Genomic DNA, 22,686 nt, shown 5'->3' on the forward strand with positions numbered 1-22,686 from the left:
GACGAGGGACGGGACAGATGTCGGGACTTCATGCATATCGGATGACGAAAAGGCTGCGCCCAATGCGGGCGCTTGCGGTAACGGCTTGTCTCGCCGCGGCCGCCATGCTCGGCCTCAGCGCGCCGGCCAGGGCCGACAACGACATCGTCTATGTGTCGTCGACCAAGAATGCGTCGATCAAGGTTGCCAAGGGCAAGCCGAAGACGATCATGACCAATGCCGCGTTCTATCAGATCGTCATCGGCGATCCGGAGATCGCCAACGTCAATCCGCTGACCGACAAGTCCTTCTATGTGCTGGGCAACAATCTCGGCACCACCGGCATCGCGCTGTTCGACGAGAACAAGCAGCTGGTCGGCACCGTCGACATCGAAGTGACGCTGGACACCGACCAGCTGGCCAGCACCATTCGCGCCAGCGTGCCGGACGCCAACATCAAGGTTGGCTCGGCCAACGGCCGCGTCGTGCTGTCGGGCGAGGCCGATGACGCCGTCGCCGCCGAGAAGGCGAGCAAGATCGCCAGCCGCTTCTCCGGAAATGAGGAAGTGATCAATTCGGTCAACATCTCGTCGTCGCAGCAGGTTCAGCTCAACGTTCGCTTCGTCGAGATCAACCGTCAGGCCGGACAGGATCTCGGCGCCAAATACAGCGCCAATTTCGCGTACGGCCTTGGCGGGCGCGACGTCACCATCGAGCCTGGCTCGCTGCCAGCGGCCGGCAATGGCGAGATCATCGGCCGGCTGCTGTCGAACGGCCTGTCGATCGACGTCGCCATCAAGGCGCTGGAGGAGCGTGGCCTTGCCAGGCGGCTGGCCGAGCCGAACCTGATCGCCCGTTCGGGCCAGACGGCAAGCTTCCTCGCCGGCGGCGAGTTCCCGATCCCGGTTTCCGAGGACAATGGCAAGATCTCCGTCAGCTACAAGAAATACGGCGTCAGCCTGGATTTCACGCCGACCGTACTGAAAGACGGGCTGGTCAGCCTCGACATCGCGCCGGAAGTGTCCTCGATCGATGCCTCGGCCTCGTACAATATCGGTACGATCTCGGTGCCGGGCTTTATCGTGCGTCGCGCCAGGACATCGGTCGACCTGAAGAACGGCCAGAGCTTCATGATCGCCGGTCTGCTGCAGTCGCAGAACGACATCACCACCTCGCGCCTTCCCGGCCTCGGCAAACTGCCGGTGCTCGGTTCGTTGTTTTCCTCGAAATCCTATCAGCGGCGCGAGACCGACCTGGTGATCATCGTCACCCCTTATCTGGTCAAGCCGGTCGATCCATCGAAGAAGCTGCTCGAACCGACCGACGGCACGCAGCCGGCCAGCAATGTCGACTATTTCCTCAACAACACCGAGGAAGTGAAAACGTCCGACGCCAACCGTGCAATGGCAATGGCCAGCGGCAGCACGGCGCAGTCGGCCCCGGTCACCACGGTCGGGCATTTCCTCGACCTGCCGAAGGATTGAAGCCATGCGCGTGGGACCATGCATCGCCCTGCTGCTCGCCGGCCTCGCCAGCGCCTGCACCAGCGACGACTATATCCGCAGCGAAGGGCCGACGACGGCCGCCGGCAACGCGCAAGCTGCCAATACGGCCATGCAGATGGTCGATCCCTGGAAGTACGGCGTCCAGAACACCAGGCTGCTGGTGCCGGCGCAGCGCAGTGACGCCGCGGTGAACGCCGCCGATCAGGCGGCTGCCGCCAAGGCCGTGCAACCAACAGCGACAACCGATTGATTTGCCTGGCGATTTGACCGGGAATGACCTGACAGGCTGACAAAATGGCAAGCGGCATCAAGACCAAGAAAATCCTGCTGGTGTCCAGCGACCGGACCTTTGTGCAGGATACGCGCACCGCTTTCGCGGCCTCGGAGGTGATCCAGCTTTCGACCGTCGAGAAGAACATCTCCGAACTGCGCGGCGAGGTCCAGGAAGCCGATTTCGGCGCGCTCATCGTCGACATGGATGCGGCAAAGCTGGAAGAGATCGAGTCGCTGCAGCGCATCATGCGCCGGCTCGAAGGCCGCGTTCCCGTCGTCGTCGTCACCCAGGAGTTCAACGCGGCAGCGGTGCGCATCCTGGTGCAGCTCCAGGTCGCCGATTTCCTGGTCAAGCCGATCACCACTGCCGATCTGGTGCGTTCGGCCATCCGCGCCCTGCAAGGGCCGGGACGCGAGGAAAACACCGAGTCGCAGATCTACACCTTCATGCCGGCCGCCGGCGGTGTCGGCACCACGACGCTGGCGCTGCAAACCGCCTTCCAGCTGCATCATTCGGTGACGCGCGGCGCCTCGACCTGTGTCGTCGACCTCAATTTCCAGCAGGGCGCCTGCGCCGAATATCTCGACCTCGAACCGCGCTTCGACATCACCGAAATCGAGAACCAGCCCGAGCGCCTCGATCGGCAGCTGCTCGACGTGATGCTGTCCAAGCATGCGAGCGGGCTCTGCGTGCTGGCCGCCCCCACGCATCCATCGGAAATGCGCTCGTTCAAGACCGATGTCGTGGTGCGCATGCTCGATCTCGTCTCTGCCTATTTCGACAATGTCGTCATCGACATGCCGCGCACCTGGTTTCCGTGGACGGAGACCGTGCTGCTTGGCTCCAACAAACTCTACATCGTCGCCGAAATGACGGTGCCGTGTCTGCGTCACACACAGCGGCTGATCCAGGCGGTCTACGAGACGGCCGGCAAGGAAGTGAAGCCGAATGTCATCGTCAACCGGTTCGAGCAGAAGATGTTCGACAACGGCATCAAACAGGCGGATGTCCAGGAAATTCTCGGCGAGCATTTCGTCGGCGGCATTTCCAACAATTACCGGCTTGTGCGTGAGGCGGTCGACCGCGGCGTGCCGCTGCACGAGATCGATCCGAACGCCAATGTCGTCAACGATCTGAAGAAGATCATCCTGCCGGAAGAAGCCGTCGCGACGCCGGAGAAATCACGCTCGCTGTTCGGCATCGGCAGGGGCCTCCTGAAGAGGAAAGCCGGATGACCAGCCGCTTCTCGACCCTGCAGAACCGTGACGTCCGTCCGCTGAAGCCTTCCGAGGCGGCGCCGGTTGCGCACCACGCCGTGGTCATTCCGACGATCCGCAAGGCCTTGCCGCCGAAGCCGGATACAACACCGGGAAAAAGCGCCAACAAGGTGCTCGACGCCCGCGTGCGCATCCACCGTATGCTGCTCGAAGAGATCAACCTGGTCGCGCTGGAGCGCCTGCCCAAGGACGAAATGCGCCGGCAGGTGCAGGAATTCGTGTCGGAAAAGACCCGCCAGGAGCGGATGGCGATCAACACCGTCGAGCTCGAGGCGCTGGTCGACGACATCGTCGATGAGATGGTCGGCCTCGGCCCGCTGGAGCCGCTGCTCAAGGACCCTGACATCAACGACATCCTGATCAACGGCCACCAGAACTGCTTCGTCGAAAAACGCGGCAAGCTGCAGCAGGTCCATATTCCTTTCAAGGATGAGGCGCATCTGTTGCGCATCATCAACAAGATCGTCGCCGCCGTTGGCCGCCGCGTCGATGAATCGCAGCCGATGGTCGATGCCCGCATGCTCGACGGCTCACGCTTCAACGCCGCCATCCGGCCGGTGGGCGTCGACGGGCCGCTGGTGTCGATCCGCAAGTTTTCCAAGAACAAGCTCGGCCTGCACAAGCTGGTCGAATTCGGCGCCATCACCCAGAACATGGCCGAGGTGCTGGCCGCCGCCGTGCACGCCCGCAAGACCACCATCATCTCCGGTGGTACCGGCACCGGCAAGACGACGATGCTCAACGCATTGTCGGCCTTCATTCCGGAAGACGAGCGGCTGATCACCATCGAGGACGCGGCCGAACTGCAGCTGCAGCAGCCGCATGTCGCGCGCATGGAAACGCGCCCCGCCAACATCGAAGGTCATGGCGAGCTGAAACAGCGCGACCTGGTCAAGAACGCGCTGCGCATGCGCCCCGACCGCGTCATCCTCGGCGAGTGCCGCGGCGAGGAAGCCTTCGACATGCTGCAGGCGATGAACACGGGCCATGAAGGTTCGATGGCGACCATCCACGCCAACACGCCGCGCGATGCCATTTCACGCCTCGAGCAGATGCTGGGCATGACCGGCATGCCAATGACGGTGCAGTCGATCCGCAGCCAGATCGCCAGCGCGCTCGACCTTATCGTCCAGTTGACGCGTCTGTCCGACGGCAAGCGCAAGGTGACCAGCGTCGCCGAGGTGACCGGCATGGAAGGCGACGTCATCCAGATGCAGGAGATATTCCGCTTCGTGCGCACCGGCATGGAAGCCGATGGCACCATCCTCGGTCACTACGAGGCGACCGGCATTCGCCCGCGCTTTCTTGAGGATCTGCGCAATATGGGCATCGAATTCCCCGGCAAATATTTCGAACCTGGCCGGCCGCAGGAGTAGCTGCGTGTTCGAGAGTTTCAGCCCAATCTATGTCGTTTATGCCGCGGCAGCGCTGACCGGCATCATGATCGCCGAAGGCTGCTATCTGCTTTATGCCGGCCGCAGCGACAAGCGCGTGGCGATCAACCGGCGCATGAAGCTGCAGGAAAACAAGATCAGCCAGGAGCAGGTGCTGATCCAGCTGCGCAAGGAGCGCGGCCTGGATGCCGGCACGTCGTTGTTCTCGCCCGACCGCTTCCGCGCGCTGCGCACGCAGTCGGGCATGGTGATGCCATTGCCGAAATTCCTGACCATCACGACGGGCGTGGCACTGGCGCTGATGCTCACCACGCTCTGGTACGGCCTGCCGCTGCTGCTCGCCATCTTGCTGTTTGTGATGCTCGCGCCACTGCTGCCGGTGCTGGTGCTGCGTACCAAGCGCAGCCGGCGGGTCAAGCGGTTCGGCGTGCAGTTGCCGGAGGCGCTGGAGCTGATCACGCGCGGCCTCAAGGCCGGGCATCCGGTGCCGGTTGCGATCTCCATGGTGTCGCGCGAGATGCCCGATCCGATCGGCAGCGAGTTCGGCGTTATCTCCGACGAAGTGACCTATGGCTCCGACCTGGTCTCGGCGCTGAATTCGCTGTTCGACCGGGTCGGCCAAGAGGATCTGCCGCTGTTCGTCACCGCGGTGTCGATCCAGACGAGTTCGGGCGGCAATCTGCGCGAGATCCTCGACGGCTTGTCGACGACCATTCGCGAACGCGGCAAGCTGCGCCGCAAGGTGCGCGCCATTTCGACCGAAGGCCGTATGTCGGCCTATATCCTGACGGCGGTGCCGGCGCTGCTGTTCGCCGCCATCATGGTGATGATGCCGCAATTCTATCAAAGCGTCTGGGATGTGCCGAAGACCTGGTATCTGCTGGGCGGTTCGGTGACATGGCTGATGCTGGGCAACATCATCATGTTCAAGATGTCGAATTTCCGGTTCTGAGATGGAACAGGTGATCCAGTTTCTCGCCTCGCTGGCGCCGACGTCGCTGATGCCGGTGGCCGCGATGCTCCTGGCCTTGGGCGGTGGCGCGGTGGCATGGCCGCTGGTGATGGCCAAGGGCGACCGTAACGATCTTAAGCGCCGGCTCAAGGTCGACGACAAGAAGGCTCCCGAACAGGTCGAGGCGGCGCCGCCGAAGAAGAGCCAAAGCGTCGTGCGCGAGAAGGCGGTGAAGCGGGCGCAGGAATTCTACGCCAAGAGCGATCCCGAAAATGTCGCCCGGCTGCGCATGAAGCTGATCCAGGCGGGCTACATGGAGCCGCGCGCCGTCGGCACGTTCTTCCTGATCCGCTTTGCCTGCCTCGTGGGCACGGCGATCGGCGCGTTCCTGGTCAACCACTGGATGGCAAGCGCCGATTCCACCGCGACCAGCCGCTGGACCTTCATCATCCTGTCGGGAGCCGCCGGCTATTTCGTGCCCGGCCTGGTGCTCAGCCAGAAGGTGCGGGAAAAGATGCGCGAATACCGCAACGGCTTTCCCGACTTCATGGATTTGATGATCGTCTGCTCCGACGCCGGCATGAGCATGGAAGCCGGCATCGAGCGGGTCTCGAAGGAACTGGCCAAGACCTATCCGTCGCTCAGCCAGAACCTGCAGTTGGTGTCGCTGGAACTGAGGGCCGGTCGCAGCCTCGACGATGCCTTGAAGGCGCTCGCCGATCGCCTCAGCCTGGACGAGGTGCGCTCCTTCGCCACGCTCTTGCAGCAGTCGAAGGAACTCGGCACCAGCCTCGCCGGGGCGCTGCGCGTGTTCTCCGACGAAATGCGCCACAAGCGCATGTCGCTGGCCGAGGAAAAGGCACATGCCTTGCCGGCCAAGATGTCAGTGCCGGTGGTGGTGTGCATCCTGCCGGTGGTGCTGATGATCGCCGTCATTCCCATCATCGTAAAAATGACTGCCGCGCAGTAGATACGTCGGAGCCGCCCGGCGACTTCCTGCGGTTACTCACTTCAATTAGCCCTCCCTGGATTTCGCGGAACCCGGCCAGCGTGGCCGCTTCGGCAAAATCAGCAAATGAGTGATCAGCGAATGCGAATAGTCCTGTGCACCGTCTTCCTCAGCCTTGCCACGGCCGGCTTGTCGCTCGCCCAGGCTGCGGCCGGCGACTGCGGCGACGCCGCCGCTCTCGTGCAGCAGGCTTATCCCAAGGCTCGAAAGAGTGCTGACGGCGCCTCGTTCACACTTGAGCCCCATACCAGCATCGCTCGGACCCTCCGGGACGGCGATACGCCATTCGGTCTCGTCTGCAAGATCTGGCCCGCCCATGACGAACTGTTGCTGGTCGCAGTGCCGCTGCTCGACAGCGCCCAATCCAGCGACGACCGACATGTCGGCGATATCGAGCTACTGGTTATCGACAGGAATAGCCAACAGGTACGCCAGCGCCTCCTCCAACCCGGGCTGATGACGGATGACGCCATCGCAATCCGCGAGATCGAGTTCGACACTGGCCGCTATGGGCTGGCCCCGAATGTCACCGCCTTCGGCCTGCGCATCGAGATGGCAAACCATTCGCAGCCGAATCCCTTTAGCGAGACCGATCTGCGGCTCTATGCGGTTGACGGCAACGGCCTGCGGGTGGTGCTCGCTGGCATGATCGTGGCAGGCAGTGGCGGCGAGGGCGATACCAACTGCGCAGGGTCGTTTCATTCCACTCAGGTGACGCTGACCATGGGCCGGGCGATACATCACGGCTATCACGACATTACCGTGGTCGAGCGATCGGATACCGATAATCCATTTCCTGATGCGAACGGGGAGTGCCAGTCCCATCCCGGCAAGTCCACAGGCCATACCCATCGGCTGCGTTATGACGGCAGCCGCTATCCGGTTCCGGCGGCGCTCAACGTCTTGGAACCTTGAGGCCGCCCGCGTCGGTGCTGATCGAAGGCTGCGCCTGGTGGTTAATGGCTGGTATGCCGGAAACCAAATTTTCAGCGCATTTCAGCACCGAAGCTTAATCGCTCTCCTGTACAAATGATTCCCAGAGAATGACCCGGTAAATCGGGCGATTGGGGCCAGGGGCATGCGTCACAGAAGTTTCACGGCAATGGCCGCGCTAACGGCCGTCTTGATGGTCAGCGGCTGTACGACCGAAAACGTCGACAAGACCAAGACCACATCGATCCAACCGGCGGCAAAGGACGTCAGCACGTCCGACCTGGCGCAAGGCAAGGCGCAATTCCGCGATGCCAATTACGGCTTGGCTGAACAGCATTTCCGCAAGGCCGTGGAGCTGAAGGCCGACAGCGCCGAGGGATGGATGGGGTTGGCCGCCTCCTATGACGAGCTCGGCCGCTTCGACTTCGCCGACCGTGCCTACGACCAGCTTTTGAAGGTTGCCGGGCGCAAGCCGCAGATCGTCAACAATATGGGCTATTCGCAGCTGCTGCGCGGCAACAAGAAGAAGGCAAGAGCCCTGCTGATGGAAGCAAGGGCCGGCATGGCCGACCCGACAGTCGTCAACGCCAATCTGGCGCTGCTCAACAAGGGGTAAGGCTTCGCAACCGTCGTTTGCAGCATCTGCCGTTATCTATCGACGGTTTGTAAACCCTGTCGGAAAGTTGCACTGGAAGCCCGGCCAAAAACGGTATCTCGAAGCGACCGCTCGCCTATGATGCAGCGCAACCGACGATCCCTGAAGGCTGTCGTTCACCCATGCTTGATTTCAGTTCGCTCCTGCTGGCCGCCGCGCTGTCAGGCACATGCCTGAGCATTACCATGTTTGCGATCTGGTTCACGGCGCCGCGCGCACGCTTCGTGTTGACGGTGGCGTGCGGTATCCTGGTGCTCGTTGCCCATGTCGTCGTCTTCTGGCGCTACACGAGGGAGCCCAACCCCTGGCTTTGCCAGGCAGCGCTGGCGCTACTCAGCCTCGGTTTCCTGGCCCTTTCGCTTTCAGCCATGCAATACCTCGACGTGCGAAATTACAGTCGCGCCGTCCTGCCGACCCTGCTTGCGATTGTGGTCTGCGCCGGGGTGACCTATCTCGGCTTCGACGGTGTCGGCTTCATCCTCACCTATGTGACGGTAACAGTGCTGCTCGCTTCGATCGGCGTGATGTTCTGGATCAAGGGCGGTCATGATCGCGGCATTCTGCTGGTCGTTTCGGCCCTGAGCGGCGTCTGTGGTCTGTCCTTCGGCCTCTGCGGCGCTGTGCTTCTGGTCAAGGGTCAGTGGGTGCTCGGCGTCGCACCCGACAATTGGGCCGAGCGGCTGAATTCGGTCGTGGCGGTCGCCTGCATGACGGCGCTCGGCGCGCTGACGCTGTCGCTGCATCATTTGCAGGCGCAGATCGAACTGAAGGCCGAGACCTTGACCGACCCGCTGACCGGACTGATGAACCGGCGGGCTTTGAACTCGCTCTACGGCGAGCGCGTCTTCGGTCCGTTCATGTCGGTCGCCATGTTCGACCTCGATCACTTCAAGCGGACGAACGATGTCTATGGCCATCCGGTCGGCGACCGGGTGCTCTGCCGCTTTGCCGCAATCATCAAGAAGTATGACAGGGCCGGCGTCGACGCCTTCCGGCTGGGCGGCGAGGAGTTCGCGCTGGTCATGTCGCGGATGAATGAAGACAAGGCCTACGACCTCGCCAGCAGGATCGGCGTCGCCTTCGGGGCGGAAGTGGTGCCTACGCCGCGCGGTCCGCTGCGCAGCACCGTCAGCGGCGGCATCGGCTTCGGCAAGGAGGGTGGCAGCAGCCTCGACGACGTGCTGGCCGAGGCCGACAAGGCGCTCTACGCGGCCAAGCACGCCGGGCGAAACCGCGTGCTTGTCCACGATCGTATGAACAAGGCCGATGGGCCGGCCTTGCGTTCAGCCTGACCGGCCAGAGTGTTACTCGGCGGCGCCGAGATATTCCGACAGCGGCGGGCAGGAGCAGACCAGGTTGCGATCGCCGGCGACATTGTCGATGCGCGATACCGGCGGCCAGTATTTGGCCGCCGTATCCACGTCGCCGGCGGGGTAGGCCGCTTCCAGCCGCGAGTAGGGGTGGGTCCAGTGGCCGGCCAGCGTTTCGGCGGCCGTGTGCGGGGCATTGACCAGCGGGTTGTCCTCGAGCGGCCATTCGCCCTTCGCCACTTTCGCCGCCTCGCCGGCGATGGCGATCATCGCCTCGCAGAACCGGTCCAGCTCGCGCTTGGGCTCGGATTCGGTGGGCTCGACCATCAGCGTGCCGGCGACCGGGAACGACATGGTCGGCGCGTGGAAGCCGTAGTCGATCAGCCGCTTGGCGATATCGTCGACGCTGATGCCGGCGCTCTCCTTGAGCACGCGGGTGTCGAGGATGCATTCATGCGCGATGCGATCGTGCCTGCCCTTGTAGAGAAGCGGGAAGTGCGGCGCGAGCCGCGTCGCCACATAGTTGGCCGAGATGATGGCCGTCTCCGTCGCCTGCTTCAGGCCGGCGGCGCCCATCATGCGGATATACATCCAGGTAATCGGCAGGATGGAAGCGCTGCCGAAAGGTGCGGCCGACACGGCATGCGCCGACCCCTCGGTGACATGACCCGGCAAATAGGGTTTTAGATGCGCCCTGACGCCGATCGGGCCGACGCCCGGGCCGCCACCGCCATGCGGGATGCAGAAGGTCTTGTGCAGGTTCATGTGGCAGACGTCGGCGCCGATGTCGGCGGGCCGCGCCAGCGCGACCAGCGCATTGAGGTTGGCGCCGTCGAAATAGACCTGGCCGCCATGCTCATGGATGAGAGCGCAGAGGTGCCGCGCGCCTTCTTCGTAGACGCCATGTGTCGAGGGATAGGTGAACATCAGCGCCGCGAGGTTCTTCGAATGCTCGTTGGCCTTGGCCCGCATATCGTCCATGTCGATGTTGCCGTCCTCGAGGCAACGCACGACGACGACGCTCATGCCGGCCATGGCAGCACTTGCGGGATTGGTGCCGTGCGCGGACTGCGGGATCAGGCAGATGGTGCGATGGCCTTCGCCGCGCGCGCGGTGATAGGCGCGGATGGCGAGCAGGCCGGCATATTCGCCCTGGCTGCCGGCATTGGGCTGCAGGCTGACGGCGTCGAAGCCGGTGATCTCCGCCAGCCAGCCTTCGAGCTCGCCGACCATGTCGCGATAGCCGACCGAATGGCTGGCCGGCGCGAAGGGATGCAGATTGGCGACGCTCGGCCAGCTCACCGGCATCATTTCAGCCGCGGCGTTGAGCTTCATGGTGCAGGATCCCAACGGGATCATGGTGCGGTCGAGCGCCAGATCCTTGTCGGCCAGCCGGCGCAGCAAGCGCATCATGTCGGTCTCGGAGTGGTTGTCGCGGAAGACCGGCTGGGTCAAAAATTCCTTGCCGCGCGGCTTGCCGGGCATCATGCCGGCTTCGGCAGCAGCTGGCTTGGCGCCGAACAGCTCAGCGATCGCTCCGAGGTCGGCCTCCGTCGAGGTTTCGTCGAAGGCGATGCTGATGCGGTCGGTATCGATGACGCGCAGCAACCGGCCACCCTTTTCAGCGGTAGCGGCGATCGAAGCTGCCTTGCCCTTGACCTCGGCGGTCACCGTATCGAAGCGGCTCGAGCCGAGCACCGAAACACCAGCGGTTTTCAGGCCTGCCGCAAGGCGGCCGGCTAGCTCATGAATGCGCCCTGCGATCGCCTGCAGTCCGGCGGGGCCGTGCCAGATCGCGTATGCGGTCGCCATGTTGGCAAGCAGCGCCTGTGCGGTGCAGATGTTGGAGGTCGCCTTGTCGCGGCGGATATGCTGTTCGCGCGTCTGCAGGGCGAGGCGATAGCCGGGACGGCTCTTGCTGTCGGTGGACTGGCCGACGAGGCGGCCTGGCATCAGCCGCGTAAGCTTGTCGGAAACGGCGCAATAGGCGGCATGCGGGCCGCCAAAGCCCATCGGCACGCCGAAGCGCTGCATCGGGCCGACGGCGATGTCGGCGCCAAGCTTGGCCGGCGCCTCGGTCAGCGTGAGCGCAAGCGGATCGGCGATGAAGACGACCACTGCGCCGGTGGCGCGGGCCTTGTCGATCGCCGCCTTGTGGTCGCCATAGACGCCAAACGTGTCCGGCCAGGAGACCAGCAGGGCAGCGGTGTTGTCGTCGATGGTCTCGCCGTCGATCTCGATGCCGAGCGGCTCGGCGCGGGTGCGCACGACGTCCAGCGTCTGCGGGTGCGGCGTGCCGGCCAGCGCCACCTTGGTGCGCTTGTCGCGGTGATGGCGCAGTGCAATGCCGACCGCTTCGGCCACCGCCGTCGCTTCATCGAGCAGCGAGGCCGATGCCACCGGCAGGCCGGTCAGTTCAGTGACCAGGGTCTGGAAGTTGAACAGCATTTCCAGCCGACCCTGGCTGATCTCGGCCTGATAGGGCGTATAGGCGGTGTACCAGGCCGGGTTTTCGAACAGGTTGCGCTGGATGACCGGCGGCACGTGGACACCGTGATAACCGGCGCCGATGAAGCTCTTCAGCACTGTGTTTTTGGCCATGGTCGCCGACAGTTCGGCCAAGGCTTCGGCTTCGCTCGCCGGTGCGGGCAGGGTCAGCGGCAGGTCGAGGCGAATCGACTGCGGCACGGCCTGGCTGATCAGCGTCTCGACGGACGGAACGCCGATCACCGCAAGCATGGCTCTGACATCGTTGACATCGGGACCGATATGGCGGGCCGAGAAGGGGGTGAGTGCTGCAGTCATGGCAATAAATCCTGATATCAACCGATATGGGCTTTGTAGGCGGCTTCATCCATGAGGCCGGCGAGCTGGCCTTCGTCAGCCAGCTTCATCTTCCACAGCCAGCCGTTGCCGGTCGCCGAGGAGTTGACCAGCGACGGGTCCGAGGACAGCGCGCCGTTGGCGTCGATGATTTCGCCGTCGACCGGCGCATAGACGTCGGATGCCGCCTTGACGGACTCGACGACCACGGCGGTGTCACCCTTGCTTAGCTTCGTGCCGATTTGAGGCAGTTCGACGAAGACGAGATCGCCGAGCTGTTCCTGCGCGTAGTCGGTAATCCCGACGGTGGCGACGCCGCCTTCGACACGGAGCCATTCATGATCTTGGGTGAAATAGGTTTTTGCCATCGGGATTTATCCTTTGCGATAGCGATGAGGATTGAAGGGCAAGGAATTGATATTAATCGGGATTTTCGTCCCGCGAACGTCGGCGAACAGCTTTGTGCCCGGCTTGGCCAGAGCTGTCGGGACGTAGCCCATGGCGACGGGATGGCCAACTGACGGACCAAATCCGCCGGAGGTGACATGGCCAGCGGCATTGCCGTCGGCATCGAACAGGGCAGAACCGGCACGCACGGGCTGGCGGCCTTCAGGCTTCAAGCCGACCCGTTTCCACCACGGGCCTTGTGCGGTCTTGCGTAAGACATCAGCGCCGATGAAGGATCCAGTGGCACGGATCTCCTTGGGGATTGCCCACATCAGGGCCGCACTTGCCGGGTCGGTCTCCGGCGTGATGTCCTGGCCATGCAGGCAGAGCCCGGCTTCAAGCCGAAGCGAATCGCGGGCGGCAAGGCCGATCCACAGCACACGTTCATCCTCGAGCAGTTTCGCGACCAGAGCCCGTGCGTCAGCTTCCGGCAGGCCGATCTCGAAACCGTCCTCGCCGGTATAACCGGAGCGGCTCATGAACCAGTTTTTCCTGGGCTCGATGCCGTGCATGAACAGCAGCGAGCCGGTCTCGATGCCGGCGCGGGACAGGGCAGCCCAGGCTTCCGGCCCCTGGATCGCCAGGAAGACGCGGTCGAGCGCATCGACCTTCACATCGAAATCCGCGGCCAGCGCGCGCAGATGCTTTTCGTCGGCCACCGCGTTGCCGGCATTGGCGACCACCATGAAGCGCGTATCGCCAAGCCGGGTGACGATCAGATCGTCGAGAATGCCGGCATGTTCGTTGAGGAAGAACGACAGCTTGGACTGCGAGATGTCCAGCGCGCCGGCATCGAGCGGGCAGGCGCGGTTCAGCAGGGCCACGGCGTCCGGTCCGCTGACCTCGAACAGCTTCATATGCGAAATGTCGAACAGGCCGGCATGTTCGCGGGTGTGAAGGTGCTCCTTCATGACGCCGGCCGGATAGGTCAGCGGCATCGACCAGCCGGCAAAGGCGCCAAAGCGCGCGCCGGCGGCGGTGTGCAGATCTTCGAGGGGAAGGTGTTTGGTGTCGCCCGTCATGTCATCTCCAGAGTCGCACGCAATCGGCCGCGAATGGCGACCAGTCCGTGCCCCTCTGTCTGAAGCCTGAGAGACTCGCGCAGCCGGAACTCTGTCAGCGGCGCTTACACCTTCGGCGCGGGGGCAAGCCCCGACTTTCCAGAGTGTCTTTCCCGTCTACGGTTCTTTTGCCTGAGAGATTTCGGGCGATTTCCCCTTCGGCGGCAGCTCGCGCTGCTCTCTCCCGCAAACAGGTAGGACTCAGAACCCCGAGCCCTCGACGCGCCATCCATAGCTTGTCGGCGACACCTTGTCACCTGCCCGCGACATCTTCCTGACAAGTCTTCGCTAACCACGCCGTTTGCCGGTTTTTCAAGACAATGCTGATAGCTTGGCCGGCAATTGCGTTGGGCACGGCGGACGGGGACTGACAGATGGGCGAACGGATCGGGAGCGCGCCGGTGGCGGGGCTGGCCTCAAAAGACCGCATCATGGTGGAAGACGTCGTCATGCTGCGTCGAGAAGTGTTCGCCGACGGCGTGGTGACGCGCGGTGAGGCCGAAGCGCTGTTCGCGCTCGATGCCACGGCCAAGGACAAATGCCCGGAATGGCCGGAATTCTTCGTCGAGGCCGTCACCGACTATATCGTCCACCAGGAAAAGCCGGCGGGCTATATCTCTGAAGACAATGCAGACTGGTTGATCAGCACCATCTCGCGCGACGGCATGGTCGACAGCCTGACCGAGCTGGAGCTGCTGGTGCATGTGCTGGAGCGGGCGAAATCGTCGCCCGGCCGGCTCTCCGCCTATGCGCTGGAGCAGGTCGCCCACGCGGTGGTCGACGGCAAGGGGCCGCTGATGCTCGGCGGCGCGCTGGTTCCTGGGCTGGTCGCCAAGGCCGAGGTCGAGCTGTTGCGCTGCATCCTTTATGCCTATGGCGGCGACGGTAACATCGCCATCACCCGCGCCGAGGCCGAGGTGCTGTTCAGGATCAACGAGCAGACTTCCGCGGCAGACAATGATCCGTCCTGGAACGAGCTGTTTGTCAAGGCGATCGCCAATTTCGTCATGTGTTCGGCCGGCTACGAAGCGCCAACGCGCGATGTGGCGCTGCGCCGGGATGCCTTTTTCGAACAGTCAGAACCCGAGATCGGCGGCTTCTTCGGGCGCATGGTGTCGGGCGGGCTCGCCGGCATCATGGAAGCCTACCGTTCACCCGGTGATATCGAGGCCGAGTGGGAATCGAAGAACCGCGCCGCCGAAGCGCTCGGCCGCCGCGCCGAAACGATAGACGCCGGCGAGGCGAAATGGCTGGCCGAACGCATCGGCGCCGGCCGGCCATTGCACGACAATGAGCGTGCGCTGCTGACGCTGATCAAGCACGCCTCGCCGGAGATCCATCCGGCGCTGAAGCCGCTGCTCGACAAGGTTGCCTAAGTCGTACCTGCTATCGTTTTGCAGAGGATGATGTTGGAGTGGCCTTCGGGCCAGTCCGCGAGTTCGGCCATGCGTTCGAAGCCGGCCTTTTCATATAGGCTTGGCGCCTGGAAGTCATGGCTGGAGACCCAGATCTTGCGTACACCGCGGCTGGCGGCCTCGGCAACAAACGCGTCGAGCAACTGCCTTGCGTAGCCGCGACCTCGATGGGTCTCTTCAATCCACATCAATGTGAGTTCGGACGTGCCTGCCCAGGAATAGCCGGCGGCAACGCCGATTGCGTTTCCCGCCTCGTTGCGGAGGACAAAGGCCAGCTGCCGGTCATCGTCGCGGTTTGTGAGGCGACGATTGTCTTCGTGCAGACGTTCCTCGAGAGTATCCAGTTCGGTGGGCGACAGGTCGTGGGCGGGCTGCAGGCGAGCTGCCATCAAATCCCGCCATACCAGTCATAGCCATTGTCTTCCCAGTAGCCGCCTCGGCCGCCGCCGACATTGGCAAAGCTGTCGACGAGCTCGATCTTGTAGAGATATTTCGGCATCTTGTAGCCGAGCTGGCGCTCGACACGCACGCGCAGCGGCGCGCCGTTTTCAACCGGTAGCGGCTTGCCGTTCAGGCCATAGGCGAGGATCGTCTGCGGGTGGCGGGCATCGATCAGGTCGATGGTGCCGTAGTATTTGACCTCGCCTGAGAGGCTGCGGTCGATCGTATCCAGGCAATGGAACATGACGTAGCGAGCCTCAGGCTTGACCACCGCCTGGTCGAGCACCAGCGACAGCGGTGTGCCGGTCCATTTGGCGATGCAGCTCCAGCCCTCGACGCAATCGTGCCGGGTGATCTGGGTGCGGCTCGGCATGTTCTGCAGCTGCTCGCGGCTGAGCGACAGCGGCTTTTCGACCAGACCCGTCACCTCCAGCCGCCAGTCGGCGAAATTGTTGGCGAGCAGGCCCTTGTAGGTATCGTCGTCTGGCGCGGTGACGCCGTTCGGCCGCTGCGGCTGGCGGATGTCGGCCTCGGAAAATTCCGGCGCCAGCGCATCGCGGCCGGCCAGCAGCCGCTGAGCCCGATAGGTCAGGCCATTGGCATTTTCGAGGAAACTGCGCAGGCCATCGCCCATGCCAAGCTGGCTGTCGAACGCATCGCAGCCCGACAGCATGATGCCGGAAACGCCGAGGCTGGCCGAAGTCAGGAATTTTCTGCGGCTGATCTGGAATTTGGCCATGTCAGATGCTCCTCTCGGCGGGCTTGTCGTCATGTGCGGGAGGGTCGGTGCGGTACCAGCCCGTGATGATCGAGCGCAGTTCGTTGATGGGGCCGGCAGCGAGGATCATCACGATATGGATGATGAAGAAGCCGACCAGCAGCACCATCACCGTGAAATGGATGGTGCGCGCTGTCTGCCTTCCGCCGAGCAGTTCATTGAGCCAGGGCAGCACCGAGTTCATGCTCGGCGACATGGCAAGGCCGGTGATGATCATCAGCGGCAACAGCACGAACAGCACGCCGCCGTAAGCCATTTTCTGCAGCGTGTTGTATTCACGGGTGTGGTGAAACCTGAGCTTGGCGTGGTCGACGATGTCCTGCGGCAGGCGCTTGAGATCGTCCAGGCGCGGCGCCAGATCGCGGCGCAGATGGCCGTTGATGAGACTGGCGACAAGCCAGACCACCAGTGTGGTGGTCAGTATCCAGGCGAAGAAGAAATGCACGACGCGGGCGGTGCCGAGATCGTAGTAAGACGGGATGGTCGCCCAGGACGGAAAGCCGCGCGAGGTTTCCTGGCCGGCGGGGCCGGACCAGCCGAGCACACCGGTGGTGTCGAAGCGATGGCCGAAGATTTCGGTATAGCCGCGTGGGCCGGTGGCGGTGTTTTCGGCGCCGATGGCAAAGACGGTGTTGTTGTAGCCGAAGCCGGATTGCTTGCCGATGTAAAGCTGCGGGCGGGCGTTGAAGATCTGCAGGCCGGACAACAACATGAAGAACAGCGAGATGGCCCACAGCCAGTGCGTCAGACGCGTCCAGCGCGATTGCCGGTAGATCAGCGTCGTATCCTTCGGCGCGGTGGTATCCGCTTCGGCGATGGCCTGGCTCATGGCAATGGTTTCCATCTTTTCCTCGCCTTCCGGCTCGCGCGATCCTGGCGTGGCCGCGCTCGTCCTTGTCCTCCCAATACGTCGCTATCGAAAGCGATGTTTCATACGATCACGTTTTTATTACGGGCACGGTTTTGTCACGGGGACGGATTGCCGAGGCTGACCGCGAGATTGACGACGGCAGCGACGATGACCGTGTTGAAGAAGAACGACAGGATCGAATGGACAAGCACGACGCGGCGCATATGTGACGTTGTGATCGCCGTGTCGGCGGTCTGCGCGGTCATGCCGATCACCGTCGCGAAGTAGAGGAAATCCCAGCCCTCCGGCCGTTTGCTGCCGGGGAAATCGAGGCCGCCGATCGGCATCTTCTTCTTGGTCTCGGCATCGATCGCGTCGCCGTCCATCCAGTAGACATGAGCATAGTGAAGTGCCGCCAGGCAGTGGATGGTGAACCAGCCCAGCGGGATCGACAGCATGGCGATACCGAGTTCGATCGGGTCGCGATCCCTATGGTTGATCAGCAGGAACAAAAGGACGATGGCGATGCTGACGACACCGAGCGTGATGGCAAAGATGCCCAGCACTGGCAGGTCGACCTCGCGCGCATTCTTGCTGAGATAGCGGCCGGACAGCAGCGGCATCTTGGCGAGGACGAGTGCGATGAAGACGAAGAAGAAGGCGTCGGCAGCGACCGAGACGGAATAGGCAAGCGGCAAGCCCGCGATCAGCGCGATAATCAACGCCGGCAGACCGACGCAGGCCGACACCAGAAATTGCTTGTGCCGGTGCAGCGGGTTCGTGACGGGGATATCTGTCGCCATAGTCCGGCCCCTGGTGCCGTTTCTAGCCCGGTGTGACGGATTTCAGCGCTCGCCGCAAGATGCGGTCGAGCTCGTTCAGGAAGCGCGAACGGTCCTGCGGCGCAAAGCTGGCATTGTAACCCTTGCTCTCGCCGGTCTCCCGCAAATGCTGCTTCAAATCGCGCATTGCCACAGCCATGCCGATGGTTTCGGGCGTGAACGGCCGCCCGGTGGGGCCGAGCACATAGGCGCCGAGCGCCACGGCGCGGGCGGCAAGCGGGATGTCGGCGGTGATCACGATGTCGTTGGATTTTGCGTTGTCGACAATCCAGTCGTCGGCGGCGTCGGCACCTTTGGAGACGACGACGTTGCGGATCATCGGATCACGTGAGGGACGCAGGCCGCCATTGGAGACGTAAGTAACGGCGACGCCATGGCGCTCGGCGACCTTTTCAACCTCGGCCTTCACCGGGCAGGCGTCGGCGTCGACGTAGATGGCGGGTGCGGGCATTGTCTCTCCAAAACGAACATGGGGCCGGCATGTTACCCGGCCCCATGCCAGAAATCTTGGCCTGTCAGGCTGGCAGGGCGCCCGACTTCTTCGCCGTCCAGGTGGCCATATAGTCCATCAGACCGGGGTTCAGGCAGTCATAGGGTTCGAGCCCGATCGATTTCAACTGCGCGCGAATACCGTCCATCCGCTTGGGGTCGACACCGGATTCGATGATCGACGAGACGAAGGCGGTGAAGCCCGGCGGCGACCAGCCGTCTTCCTCGAAACGCTCGGGATGGATGAAGGACAGACCCTTGAACGGATGGTCGCGCTCGACCGGTCCGTGCATGTGGACGCCGCAGCCGGTGCAGGCATGGCGCAGGATCGTCGCCGAGGGATCGACCACCTTCAGCTTGTCGCCGTTTTCGGTGACGGTGACATCGCCGGTGCCGGCGACCGCCACGACCGAGAACACCGCGCCGTCAGGCTTCCAGCATTTGGTGCAGCCGCAGGCATGGTTGTGGGCGATCTGACCCTTGACCTTCACCTTGACCGGCTTGCTGGTGCAGGCGCAGACCAACGTGCCGCCGGCAAAGCTGGCGCTCTCCCTGGGCAAGCCATTGTCGATTTTCGGATGTAGTTTCTCAGGCATTGTCTTCCTCCCTTGTTGAACCCGTGCAACTTCAGTCGCTGGCCCTTCGGTCGGCGGCTTTCTTCTCCTAGTAAACGACCACGCTTCGGATCGACTTGCCCTCATGCATGAGATCAAAACCCTTGTTGATGTCCTCCAGCTTCAGCAAATGGGTGATCATCGGGTCGATCTGGATCTTGCCGTCCATGTACCAGTCGACGATTTTTGGCACATCGGTGCGGCCGCGCGCGCCGCCGAAGGCGGTGCCCATCCAGCTGCGGCCGGTGACCAGCTGGAACGGCCGCGTTGAGATCTCCTGGCCAGCACCGGCGACGCCGATGACCACCGACTTGCCCCAGCCGCGATGCGAGGCTTCCAGCGCCTGGCGCATCACCTTGGTATTGCCGGTGCAGTCGAATGTGTAGTCGGCGCCACCGATCTGGTCGGCGCCGCGCTTGGTCATGTTGACCAGGTGCGGAACGATATCGCCGTCGATCTCCTTCGGATTGACGAAATGCGTCATGCCGAAGCGCTCGCCCCATTCCTTCTTGTCGTTGTTCAAATCGACGCCGATGATCATGTCGGCGCCGGCAAGCTTCAGGCCCTGGATGACGTTGAGGCCGATGCCGCCGAGACCGAAGACGACAGCGGTCGCGCCTTGCTCGACCTTGGCGGTGTTGATGACGGCACCGATGCCGGTGGTGACGCCGCAGCCGATGTAGCAGATCTTGTCGAACGGCGCGTCGGGATTGACTTTTGCGACGGCGATCTCAGGCAAGACCGTAAAATTGGAGAAGGTCGAGCAGCCCATATAGTGGAAGATCTTGTCCTTGCCGATCGAGAAGCGCGACGAGCCGTCCGGCATCAGGCCTTGGCCCTGCGTGGCGCGGATAGCGGTGCACAGGTTGGTTTTCCTGGACAGGCAGGACGGGCACTGCCGGCATTCCGGCGTATAGAGCGGGATGACGTGGTCACCCTTCTTGACCGAGGTGACGCCCTTGCCGACATCGACGACGACGCCGGCGCCCTCATGGCCGAGGATCGCCGGGAACAGGCCTTCGGGATCGGCGCCCGACAAAGTGAATTCGTCGGTGTGGCAGATGCCGGTCGCCATGATCTCGACCAGCACCTCGCCCTCGCGCGGTCCGTCGAGGTCGACCTCCATGATCTCCAGCGGCTTTCCGGCAGCAACAGCGACAGCGGCGCGCGTTTTCATCAGGCAGTTCCTCCCAAGGCGATTGGTCTTCAGGCTTTCAGGATTTTTATACTGTTTCAACCCGATTTGGCGACCAAATATGGCGCAAATCTTGGCCCAGTCGTCGGCGATCCCGACCTTTGTCTCGCGGCACGGGCCTGGCGTGCCGGAAGTGTCTTGATGGGTGCGCGGCCGGGCGGTGCTTGAGCCCGGCTGCCGAAGCCCATAAGAAGGACGAAAGACCCGAGGAAACGCCTTCGATGTTCACGAAAATCCTGATCGCCAATCGCGGCGAGATCGCTTGCCGCGTCATCAAGACGGCGCGCAAGATGGGCATCGCCACTGTAGCGGTTTATTCCGACGCCGATCGCGACGCCGTGCATGTCGAAATGGCCGACGAAGCCGTGCATATCGGGCCGTCGCCTGCCGCACAGAGCTATCTGCTGCCTGAGAAGATCATCGCCGCCTGCAAGGAGACGGGGGCTCAGGCCGTGCATCCCGGCTACGGCTTTCTGTCGGAGCGGGCCGCCTTCTGCGAAGCGCTGGAGGCGGAAGGCATTGTCTTCATCGGCCCAAAGCCCAAGGCGATCAAGGCGATGGGTGACAAGATCGAATCGAAGAAGTTCGCCAACGCGGCCAAGGTTTCGACGGTGCCCGGCTGGCTCGGCGTCATCGAGAATGCCGACCATGCGGAGAAGATCGCCGGCGAGATCGGCTATCCCGTGATGATCAAGGCTTCGGCCGGTGGCGGCGGCAAGGGCATGCGCATCGCCTGGAGCCAGTCCGAGGTGCGCGACGGCTTCGATCGAGCGCGCTCGGAGGCGAAAAGCTCGTTCGGCGACGACCGCGTGTTCATCGAAAAATTCGTGGTCGATCCGCGCCACATCGAAATCCAGGTGCTGGCCGACGCGCATGGCACCGCGCTCTATCTCGGTGAGCGCGAATGCTCGATCCAGCGCCGCAACCAGAAGGTCGCCGAAGAGGCTCCGTCGCCCTTCCTCGATGCCAAAACCAGGAAGGCGATGGGCGAGCAGGCCGTGGCGCTGGCCAAGGCGGTCGACTATCAGAGCGCCGGCACCGTCGAGTTCATCGTCGATGCTGAAAAGAACTTCTACTTCCTTGAAATGAATACGAGATTGCAGGTCGAGCATCCGGTGACGGAGCTCATTACCGGCATCGATCTGGTTGAGCAGATGATCCGCGTCGCCGCGGGCGAGAAGCTTGGTATCAAGCAGAGCGACGTGAAGCTGAACGGCTGGGCGGTGGAAAGCCGGCTCTACGCCGAGGATCCCTACCGCAACTTCCTGCCGTCGATCGGCCGGCTGACGCGTTACCGGCCGCCGGAGGAGGGCACGTTCGGCGACGTCGTCATCCGCAACGACACCGGCGTCACCGAAGGCTCCGAGATTTCGATGTTCTATGACCCGATGGTGGCAAAGCTTTGTACCTGGGCGCCGACGCGTCTCGCGGCCATCGATGCGATGTCGGAGGCATTGGACAGTTTCATCGTCGACGGCATCGAGCACAACATCCCCTTCCTGGCGGCTCTGATGCAGCACCCGCGCTGGCGCGAAGGGCGGATATCGACAGGCTTTATCGCGGAGGAATATCCTGACGGTTTCGCGCCGATCGTTCCGGACGATGACGAAAAGGCGGTGCTGGCGGCGATCGCCACGGCCGTGGAGCTTTTGCGCCGCGACCGGCTCGATCGGCTGGGCGGGCGGCTGGCGCCGCATTCAGGCGCGCTCAAGCGCGACTGGGTGGTGAAGATCGGCGAGGACTATCTCGAGGCTGCGATCCTCGAAGGCATGATCTCCATCCCGATGGAAATCGACCTGTCGGTCGACGGCGGCAAGGCGCTGACGGTGACTTCCGACTGGCGGCCGGGCGATCTGATCTGGCGCGGCACGGTTGGTGCCCGCAAGGTCACAGCGCAGATCAGGCCGCTGCCGAATGGCTTGCGCATCGCCTGGAAAGGCATGTCGGTGACGGCGCGCGCCATGCTGCCACGCACGGCGGAGCTCGAACGGCTGATGCCGGAGAAAGTGGCGCCCGACACGTCCAAGATGCTGCTTTGCCCGATGCCGGGGCTGGTTGTGTCGATAGCGGTTGCCGAGGGGCAGGAGGTCAAGGCCGGCGAGACGCTGGCCGTGGTCGAGGCGATGAAGATGGAAAACGTGCTGCGCGCCGACCGTGATCTTGTTGTGTCGAAGCTCAACGCCAAGCCGGGCGACAGCCTGGCCGTGGATGCGGTGATCATGGAATTCGCCTGAGATTGTTTGGAAATTCTACTCTGGCGGCCATCTGAAGGCGTTTTCTGCGCTTCCGGTGCTCACGGACCCAAATGTCCGCTGCGCTCCGGTTCTCGAAACCACCACCATATGACTCGCCAGAGCGAATTTCGAAACAATCTCTGAGCCGAGTCGGCAGGTATGGAATGCTGTGGTCGGGGACCGTTTGTGCTGGACTGGTATCGCCCGGT

21 protein-coding genes and 1 riboswitch are annotated in these 22,686 nt (G+C 63.1%); of the genes, 11 read left to right on the forward strand and 10 right to left on the reverse strand.

Features of this window, described 5'->3' with window-relative positions; genetic code table 11:
• Window positions 1-62: 62 nt before the first annotated feature.
• The 9 genes from AC1D1B_RS22880 to AC1D1B_RS22920 all read left to right on the forward strand — a co-directional run bounded on the left by AC1D1B_RS22880 (window position 63) and on the right by AC1D1B_RS22920 (window position 9,270).
• Window positions 63-1,463 (forward strand): type II and III secretion system protein family protein, encoded by a 1,401-nt coding sequence (locus tag AC1D1B_RS22880; RefSeq protein WP_477334647.1) that lies wholly within the window; start codon window positions 63-65, stop codon window positions 1,461-1,463.
• Between the two features lie 4 nt (window positions 1,464-1,467).
• The gene (locus tag AC1D1B_RS22885) at window positions 1,468-1,734 is read left to right on the forward strand and encodes a hypothetical protein (protein ID WP_477334648.1); all 267 of its coding nucleotides are present in this window, start codon (window positions 1,468-1,470) and stop codon (window positions 1,732-1,734) included.
• A 44-nt stretch (window positions 1,735-1,778) separates the two neighbouring features.
• Window positions 1,779-2,993, forward strand: coding sequence for a CpaE/TadZ family protein (locus AC1D1B_RS22890; RefSeq protein WP_352588834.1), 1,215 nt, complete (start codon window positions 1,779-1,781; stop codon window positions 2,991-2,993).
• Window positions 2,990-4,411 (forward strand): CpaF family protein, encoded by a 1,422-nt coding sequence (locus AC1D1B_RS22895; RefSeq protein WP_477334649.1) that lies wholly within the window; start codon window positions 2,990-2,992, stop codon window positions 4,409-4,411. The genes AC1D1B_RS22890 and AC1D1B_RS22895 overlap by 4 nt, the downstream gene beginning before the upstream one ends.
• A 4-nt stretch (window positions 4,412-4,415) precedes the next feature.
• Entirely contained in the window at window positions 4,416-5,381 is a 966-nt protein-coding gene (locus AC1D1B_RS22900; protein ID WP_477334650.1) for a type II secretion system F family protein, read from the forward strand.
• 1 nt (window position 5,382) lies between these two features.
• A complete protein-coding gene (locus AC1D1B_RS22905; protein WP_477334651.1) occupies window positions 5,383-6,351 on the forward strand; it encodes a type II secretion system F family protein in 969 nt (322 codons plus the stop codon).
• Window positions 6,352-6,471: 120 nt separating this feature from the next.
• Entirely contained in the window at window positions 6,472-7,305 is an 834-nt protein-coding gene (locus AC1D1B_RS22910; protein ID WP_477334652.1) for a PA3715 family protein, read from the forward strand.
• Between the two features lie 163 nt (window positions 7,306-7,468).
• Window positions 7,469-7,939: a hypothetical protein gene (locus tag AC1D1B_RS22915; RefSeq protein WP_477265286.1), complete on the forward strand. Its 471-nt coding sequence runs from the start codon at window positions 7,469-7,471 to the stop codon at window positions 7,937-7,939.
• A 161-nt stretch (window positions 7,940-8,100) separates the two neighbouring features.
• Window positions 8,101-9,270: a GGDEF domain-containing protein gene (locus AC1D1B_RS22920; protein ID WP_477334653.1), complete on the forward strand. Its 1,170-nt coding sequence runs from the start codon at window positions 8,101-8,103 to the stop codon at window positions 9,268-9,270.
• A 12-nt stretch (window positions 9,271-9,282) separates the two neighbouring features.
• On the opposite strand, the gene gcvP is transcribed toward AC1D1B_RS22920, so the two are convergent.
• The 3 genes from gcvP to gcvT are packed head-to-tail and all read right to left on the reverse strand — an operon-like array spanning window position 9,283 to window position 13,580.
• A complete protein-coding gene (gcvP, locus tag AC1D1B_RS22925) occupies window positions 9,283-12,093 on the reverse strand; it encodes an aminomethyl-transferring glycine dehydrogenase (protein ID WP_477334654.1) in 2,811 nt (936 codons plus the stop codon).
• Between the two features lie 17 nt (window positions 12,094-12,110).
• Window positions 12,111-12,479 (reverse strand): glycine cleavage system protein GcvH, encoded by a 369-nt coding sequence (gene gcvH, locus AC1D1B_RS22930; protein WP_477334655.1) that lies wholly within the window; start codon window positions 12,477-12,479, stop codon window positions 12,111-12,113.
• Between the two features lie 6 nt (window positions 12,480-12,485).
• On the reverse strand, window positions 12,486-13,580 hold the full coding sequence (gene gcvT / locus AC1D1B_RS22935; RefSeq protein ID WP_477334656.1) for a glycine cleavage system aminomethyltransferase GcvT: 1,095 nt from the start codon (window positions 13,578-13,580) through the stop codon (window positions 12,486-12,488).
• A 149-nt stretch (window positions 13,581-13,729) separates the two neighbouring features.
• A riboswitch (glycine riboswitch) is annotated at window positions 13,730-13,816 on the reverse strand.
• A gap of 177 nt (window positions 13,817-13,993) precedes the next feature.
• Between gcvT and AC1D1B_RS22940 the strand changes: the two genes are divergently transcribed.
• Window positions 13,994-14,995 carry a hypothetical protein gene (locus AC1D1B_RS22940; RefSeq protein ID WP_477334657.1) on the forward strand — a complete coding sequence of 334 codons (1,002 nt, stop codon included), beginning with the start codon at window positions 13,994-13,996 and terminating at the stop codon, window positions 14,993-14,995.
• On the opposite strand, the gene AC1D1B_RS22945 is transcribed toward AC1D1B_RS22940, so the two are convergent.
• From AC1D1B_RS22945 to AC1D1B_RS22975, 7 genes are all read right to left on the reverse strand, one after another.
• Window positions 14,992-15,423 (reverse strand): GNAT family N-acetyltransferase, encoded by a 432-nt coding sequence (locus tag AC1D1B_RS22945; RefSeq protein WP_477334658.1) that lies wholly within the window; start codon window positions 15,421-15,423, stop codon window positions 14,992-14,994. The genes AC1D1B_RS22940 and AC1D1B_RS22945 overlap by 4 nt on opposite strands.
• On the reverse strand, window positions 15,423-16,214 hold the full coding sequence (locus tag AC1D1B_RS22950) for a molybdopterin-binding protein (protein ID WP_477334659.1): 792 nt from the start codon (window positions 16,212-16,214) through the stop codon (window positions 15,423-15,425). The genes AC1D1B_RS22945 and AC1D1B_RS22950 overlap by 1 nt, the downstream gene beginning before the upstream one ends.
• 1 nt (window position 16,215) lies before the next feature.
• On the reverse strand, window positions 16,216-17,082 hold the full coding sequence (locus AC1D1B_RS22955) for a cytochrome b/b6 domain-containing protein (protein ID WP_477334660.1): 867 nt from the start codon (window positions 17,080-17,082) through the stop codon (window positions 16,216-16,218).
• A 137-nt stretch (window positions 17,083-17,219) separates the two neighbouring features.
• Window positions 17,220-17,906, reverse strand: a complete 687-nt coding sequence (locus AC1D1B_RS22960; protein WP_477334661.1) for a DUF1345 domain-containing protein — start codon at window positions 17,904-17,906, stop codon at window positions 17,220-17,222.
• A 22-nt stretch (window positions 17,907-17,928) separates the two neighbouring features.
• The gene (locus tag AC1D1B_RS22965; protein ID WP_477334662.1) at window positions 17,929-18,396 is read right to left on the reverse strand and encodes a YaiI/YqxD family protein; all 468 of its coding nucleotides are present in this window, start codon (window positions 18,394-18,396) and stop codon (window positions 17,929-17,931) included.
• Window positions 18,397-18,460: 64 nt separating this feature from the next.
• Window positions 18,461-19,030: an S-(hydroxymethyl)glutathione synthase gene (gene gfa / locus AC1D1B_RS22970; protein ID WP_181061194.1), complete on the reverse strand. Its 570-nt coding sequence runs from the start codon at window positions 19,028-19,030 to the stop codon at window positions 18,461-18,463.
• Between the two features lie 67 nt (window positions 19,031-19,097).
• A complete protein-coding gene (locus tag AC1D1B_RS22975; RefSeq protein ID WP_477334663.1) occupies window positions 19,098-20,225 on the reverse strand; it encodes an S-(hydroxymethyl)glutathione dehydrogenase/class III alcohol dehydrogenase in 1,128 nt (375 codons plus the stop codon).
• A 239-nt stretch (window positions 20,226-20,464) separates the two neighbouring features.
• Here AC1D1B_RS22975 and AC1D1B_RS22980 point away from each other — a divergent pair, with 239 nt between their 5' ends.
• On the forward strand, window positions 20,465-22,477 hold the full coding sequence (locus tag AC1D1B_RS22980) for an acetyl-CoA carboxylase biotin carboxylase subunit (protein ID WP_477334664.1): 2,013 nt from the start codon (window positions 20,465-20,467) through the stop codon (window positions 22,475-22,477).
• Window positions 22,478-22,686: the final 209 nt, after the last annotated feature.

Source organism: Mesorhizobium sp. P2_C5_2, from assembly GCF_056404535.1.

Coding starts and splice junctions, on each gene's coding strand:
- AC1D1B_RS22880 (WP_477334647.1), top strand. CDS start 63: ATGCGGGCGCTTGCGGTAACGGCTTGTCTCGCCGCGGCCGCCATGCTC.
- AC1D1B_RS22885 (WP_477334648.1), top strand. CDS start 1,468: ATGCGCGTGGGACCATGCATCGCCCTGCTGCTCGCCGGCCTCGCCAGC.
- AC1D1B_RS22890 (WP_352588834.1), top strand. CDS start 1,779: ATGGCAAGCGGCATCAAGACCAAGAAAATCCTGCTGGTGTCCAGCGAC.
- AC1D1B_RS22895 (WP_477334649.1), top strand. CDS start 2,990: ATGACCAGCCGCTTCTCGACCCTGCAGAACCGTGACGTCCGTCCGCTG.
- AC1D1B_RS22905 (WP_477334651.1), top strand. CDS start 5,383: ATGGAACAGGTGATCCAGTTTCTCGCCTCGCTGGCGCCGACGTCGCTG.
- AC1D1B_RS22910 (WP_477334652.1), top strand. CDS start 6,472: ATGCGAATAGTCCTGTGCACCGTCTTCCTCAGCCTTGCCACGGCCGGC.
- AC1D1B_RS22915 (WP_477265286.1), top strand. CDS start 7,469: ATGCGTCACAGAAGTTTCACGGCAATGGCCGCGCTAACGGCCGTCTTG.
- AC1D1B_RS22920 (WP_477334653.1), top strand. CDS start 8,101: ATGCTTGATTTCAGTTCGCTCCTGCTGGCCGCCGCGCTGTCAGGCACA.
- gcvP (WP_477334654.1), bottom strand. CDS start 12,093: ATGACTGCAGCACTCACCCCCTTCTCGGCCCGCCATATCGGTCCCGAT.
- gcvH (WP_477334655.1), bottom strand. CDS start 12,479: ATGGCAAAAACCTATTTCACCCAAGATCATGAATGGCTCCGTGTCGAA.
- gcvT (WP_477334656.1), bottom strand. CDS start 13,580: ATGACGGGCGACACCAAACACCTTCCCCTCGAAGATCTGCACACCGCC.
- AC1D1B_RS22940 (WP_477334657.1), top strand. CDS start 13,994: ATGGGCGAACGGATCGGGAGCGCGCCGGTGGCGGGGCTGGCCTCAAAA.
- AC1D1B_RS22945 (WP_477334658.1), bottom strand. CDS start 15,423: ATGGCAGCTCGCCTGCAGCCCGCCCACGACCTGTCGCCCACCGAACTG.
- AC1D1B_RS22950 (WP_477334659.1), bottom strand. CDS start 16,214: ATGGCCAAATTCCAGATCAGCCGCAGAAAATTCCTGACTTCGGCCAGC.
- AC1D1B_RS22955 (WP_477334660.1), bottom strand. CDS start 17,082: ATGAGCCAGGCCATCGCCGAAGCGGATACCACCGCGCCGAAGGATACG.
- AC1D1B_RS22960 (WP_477334661.1), bottom strand. CDS start 17,906: ATGGCGACAGATATCCCCGTCACGAACCCGCTGCACCGGCACAAGCAA.
- AC1D1B_RS22965 (WP_477334662.1), bottom strand. CDS start 18,396: ATGCCCGCACCCGCCATCTACGTCGACGCCGACGCCTGCCCGGTGAAG.
- gfa (WP_181061194.1), bottom strand. CDS start 19,030: ATGCCTGAGAAACTACATCCGAAAATCGACAATGGCTTGCCCAGGGAG.
- AC1D1B_RS22975 (WP_477334663.1), bottom strand. CDS start 20,225: ATGAAAACGCGCGCCGCTGTCGCTGTTGCTGCCGGAAAGCCGCTGGAG.
- AC1D1B_RS22980 (WP_477334664.1), top strand. CDS start 20,465: ATGTTCACGAAAATCCTGATCGCCAATCGCGGCGAGATCGCTTGCCGC.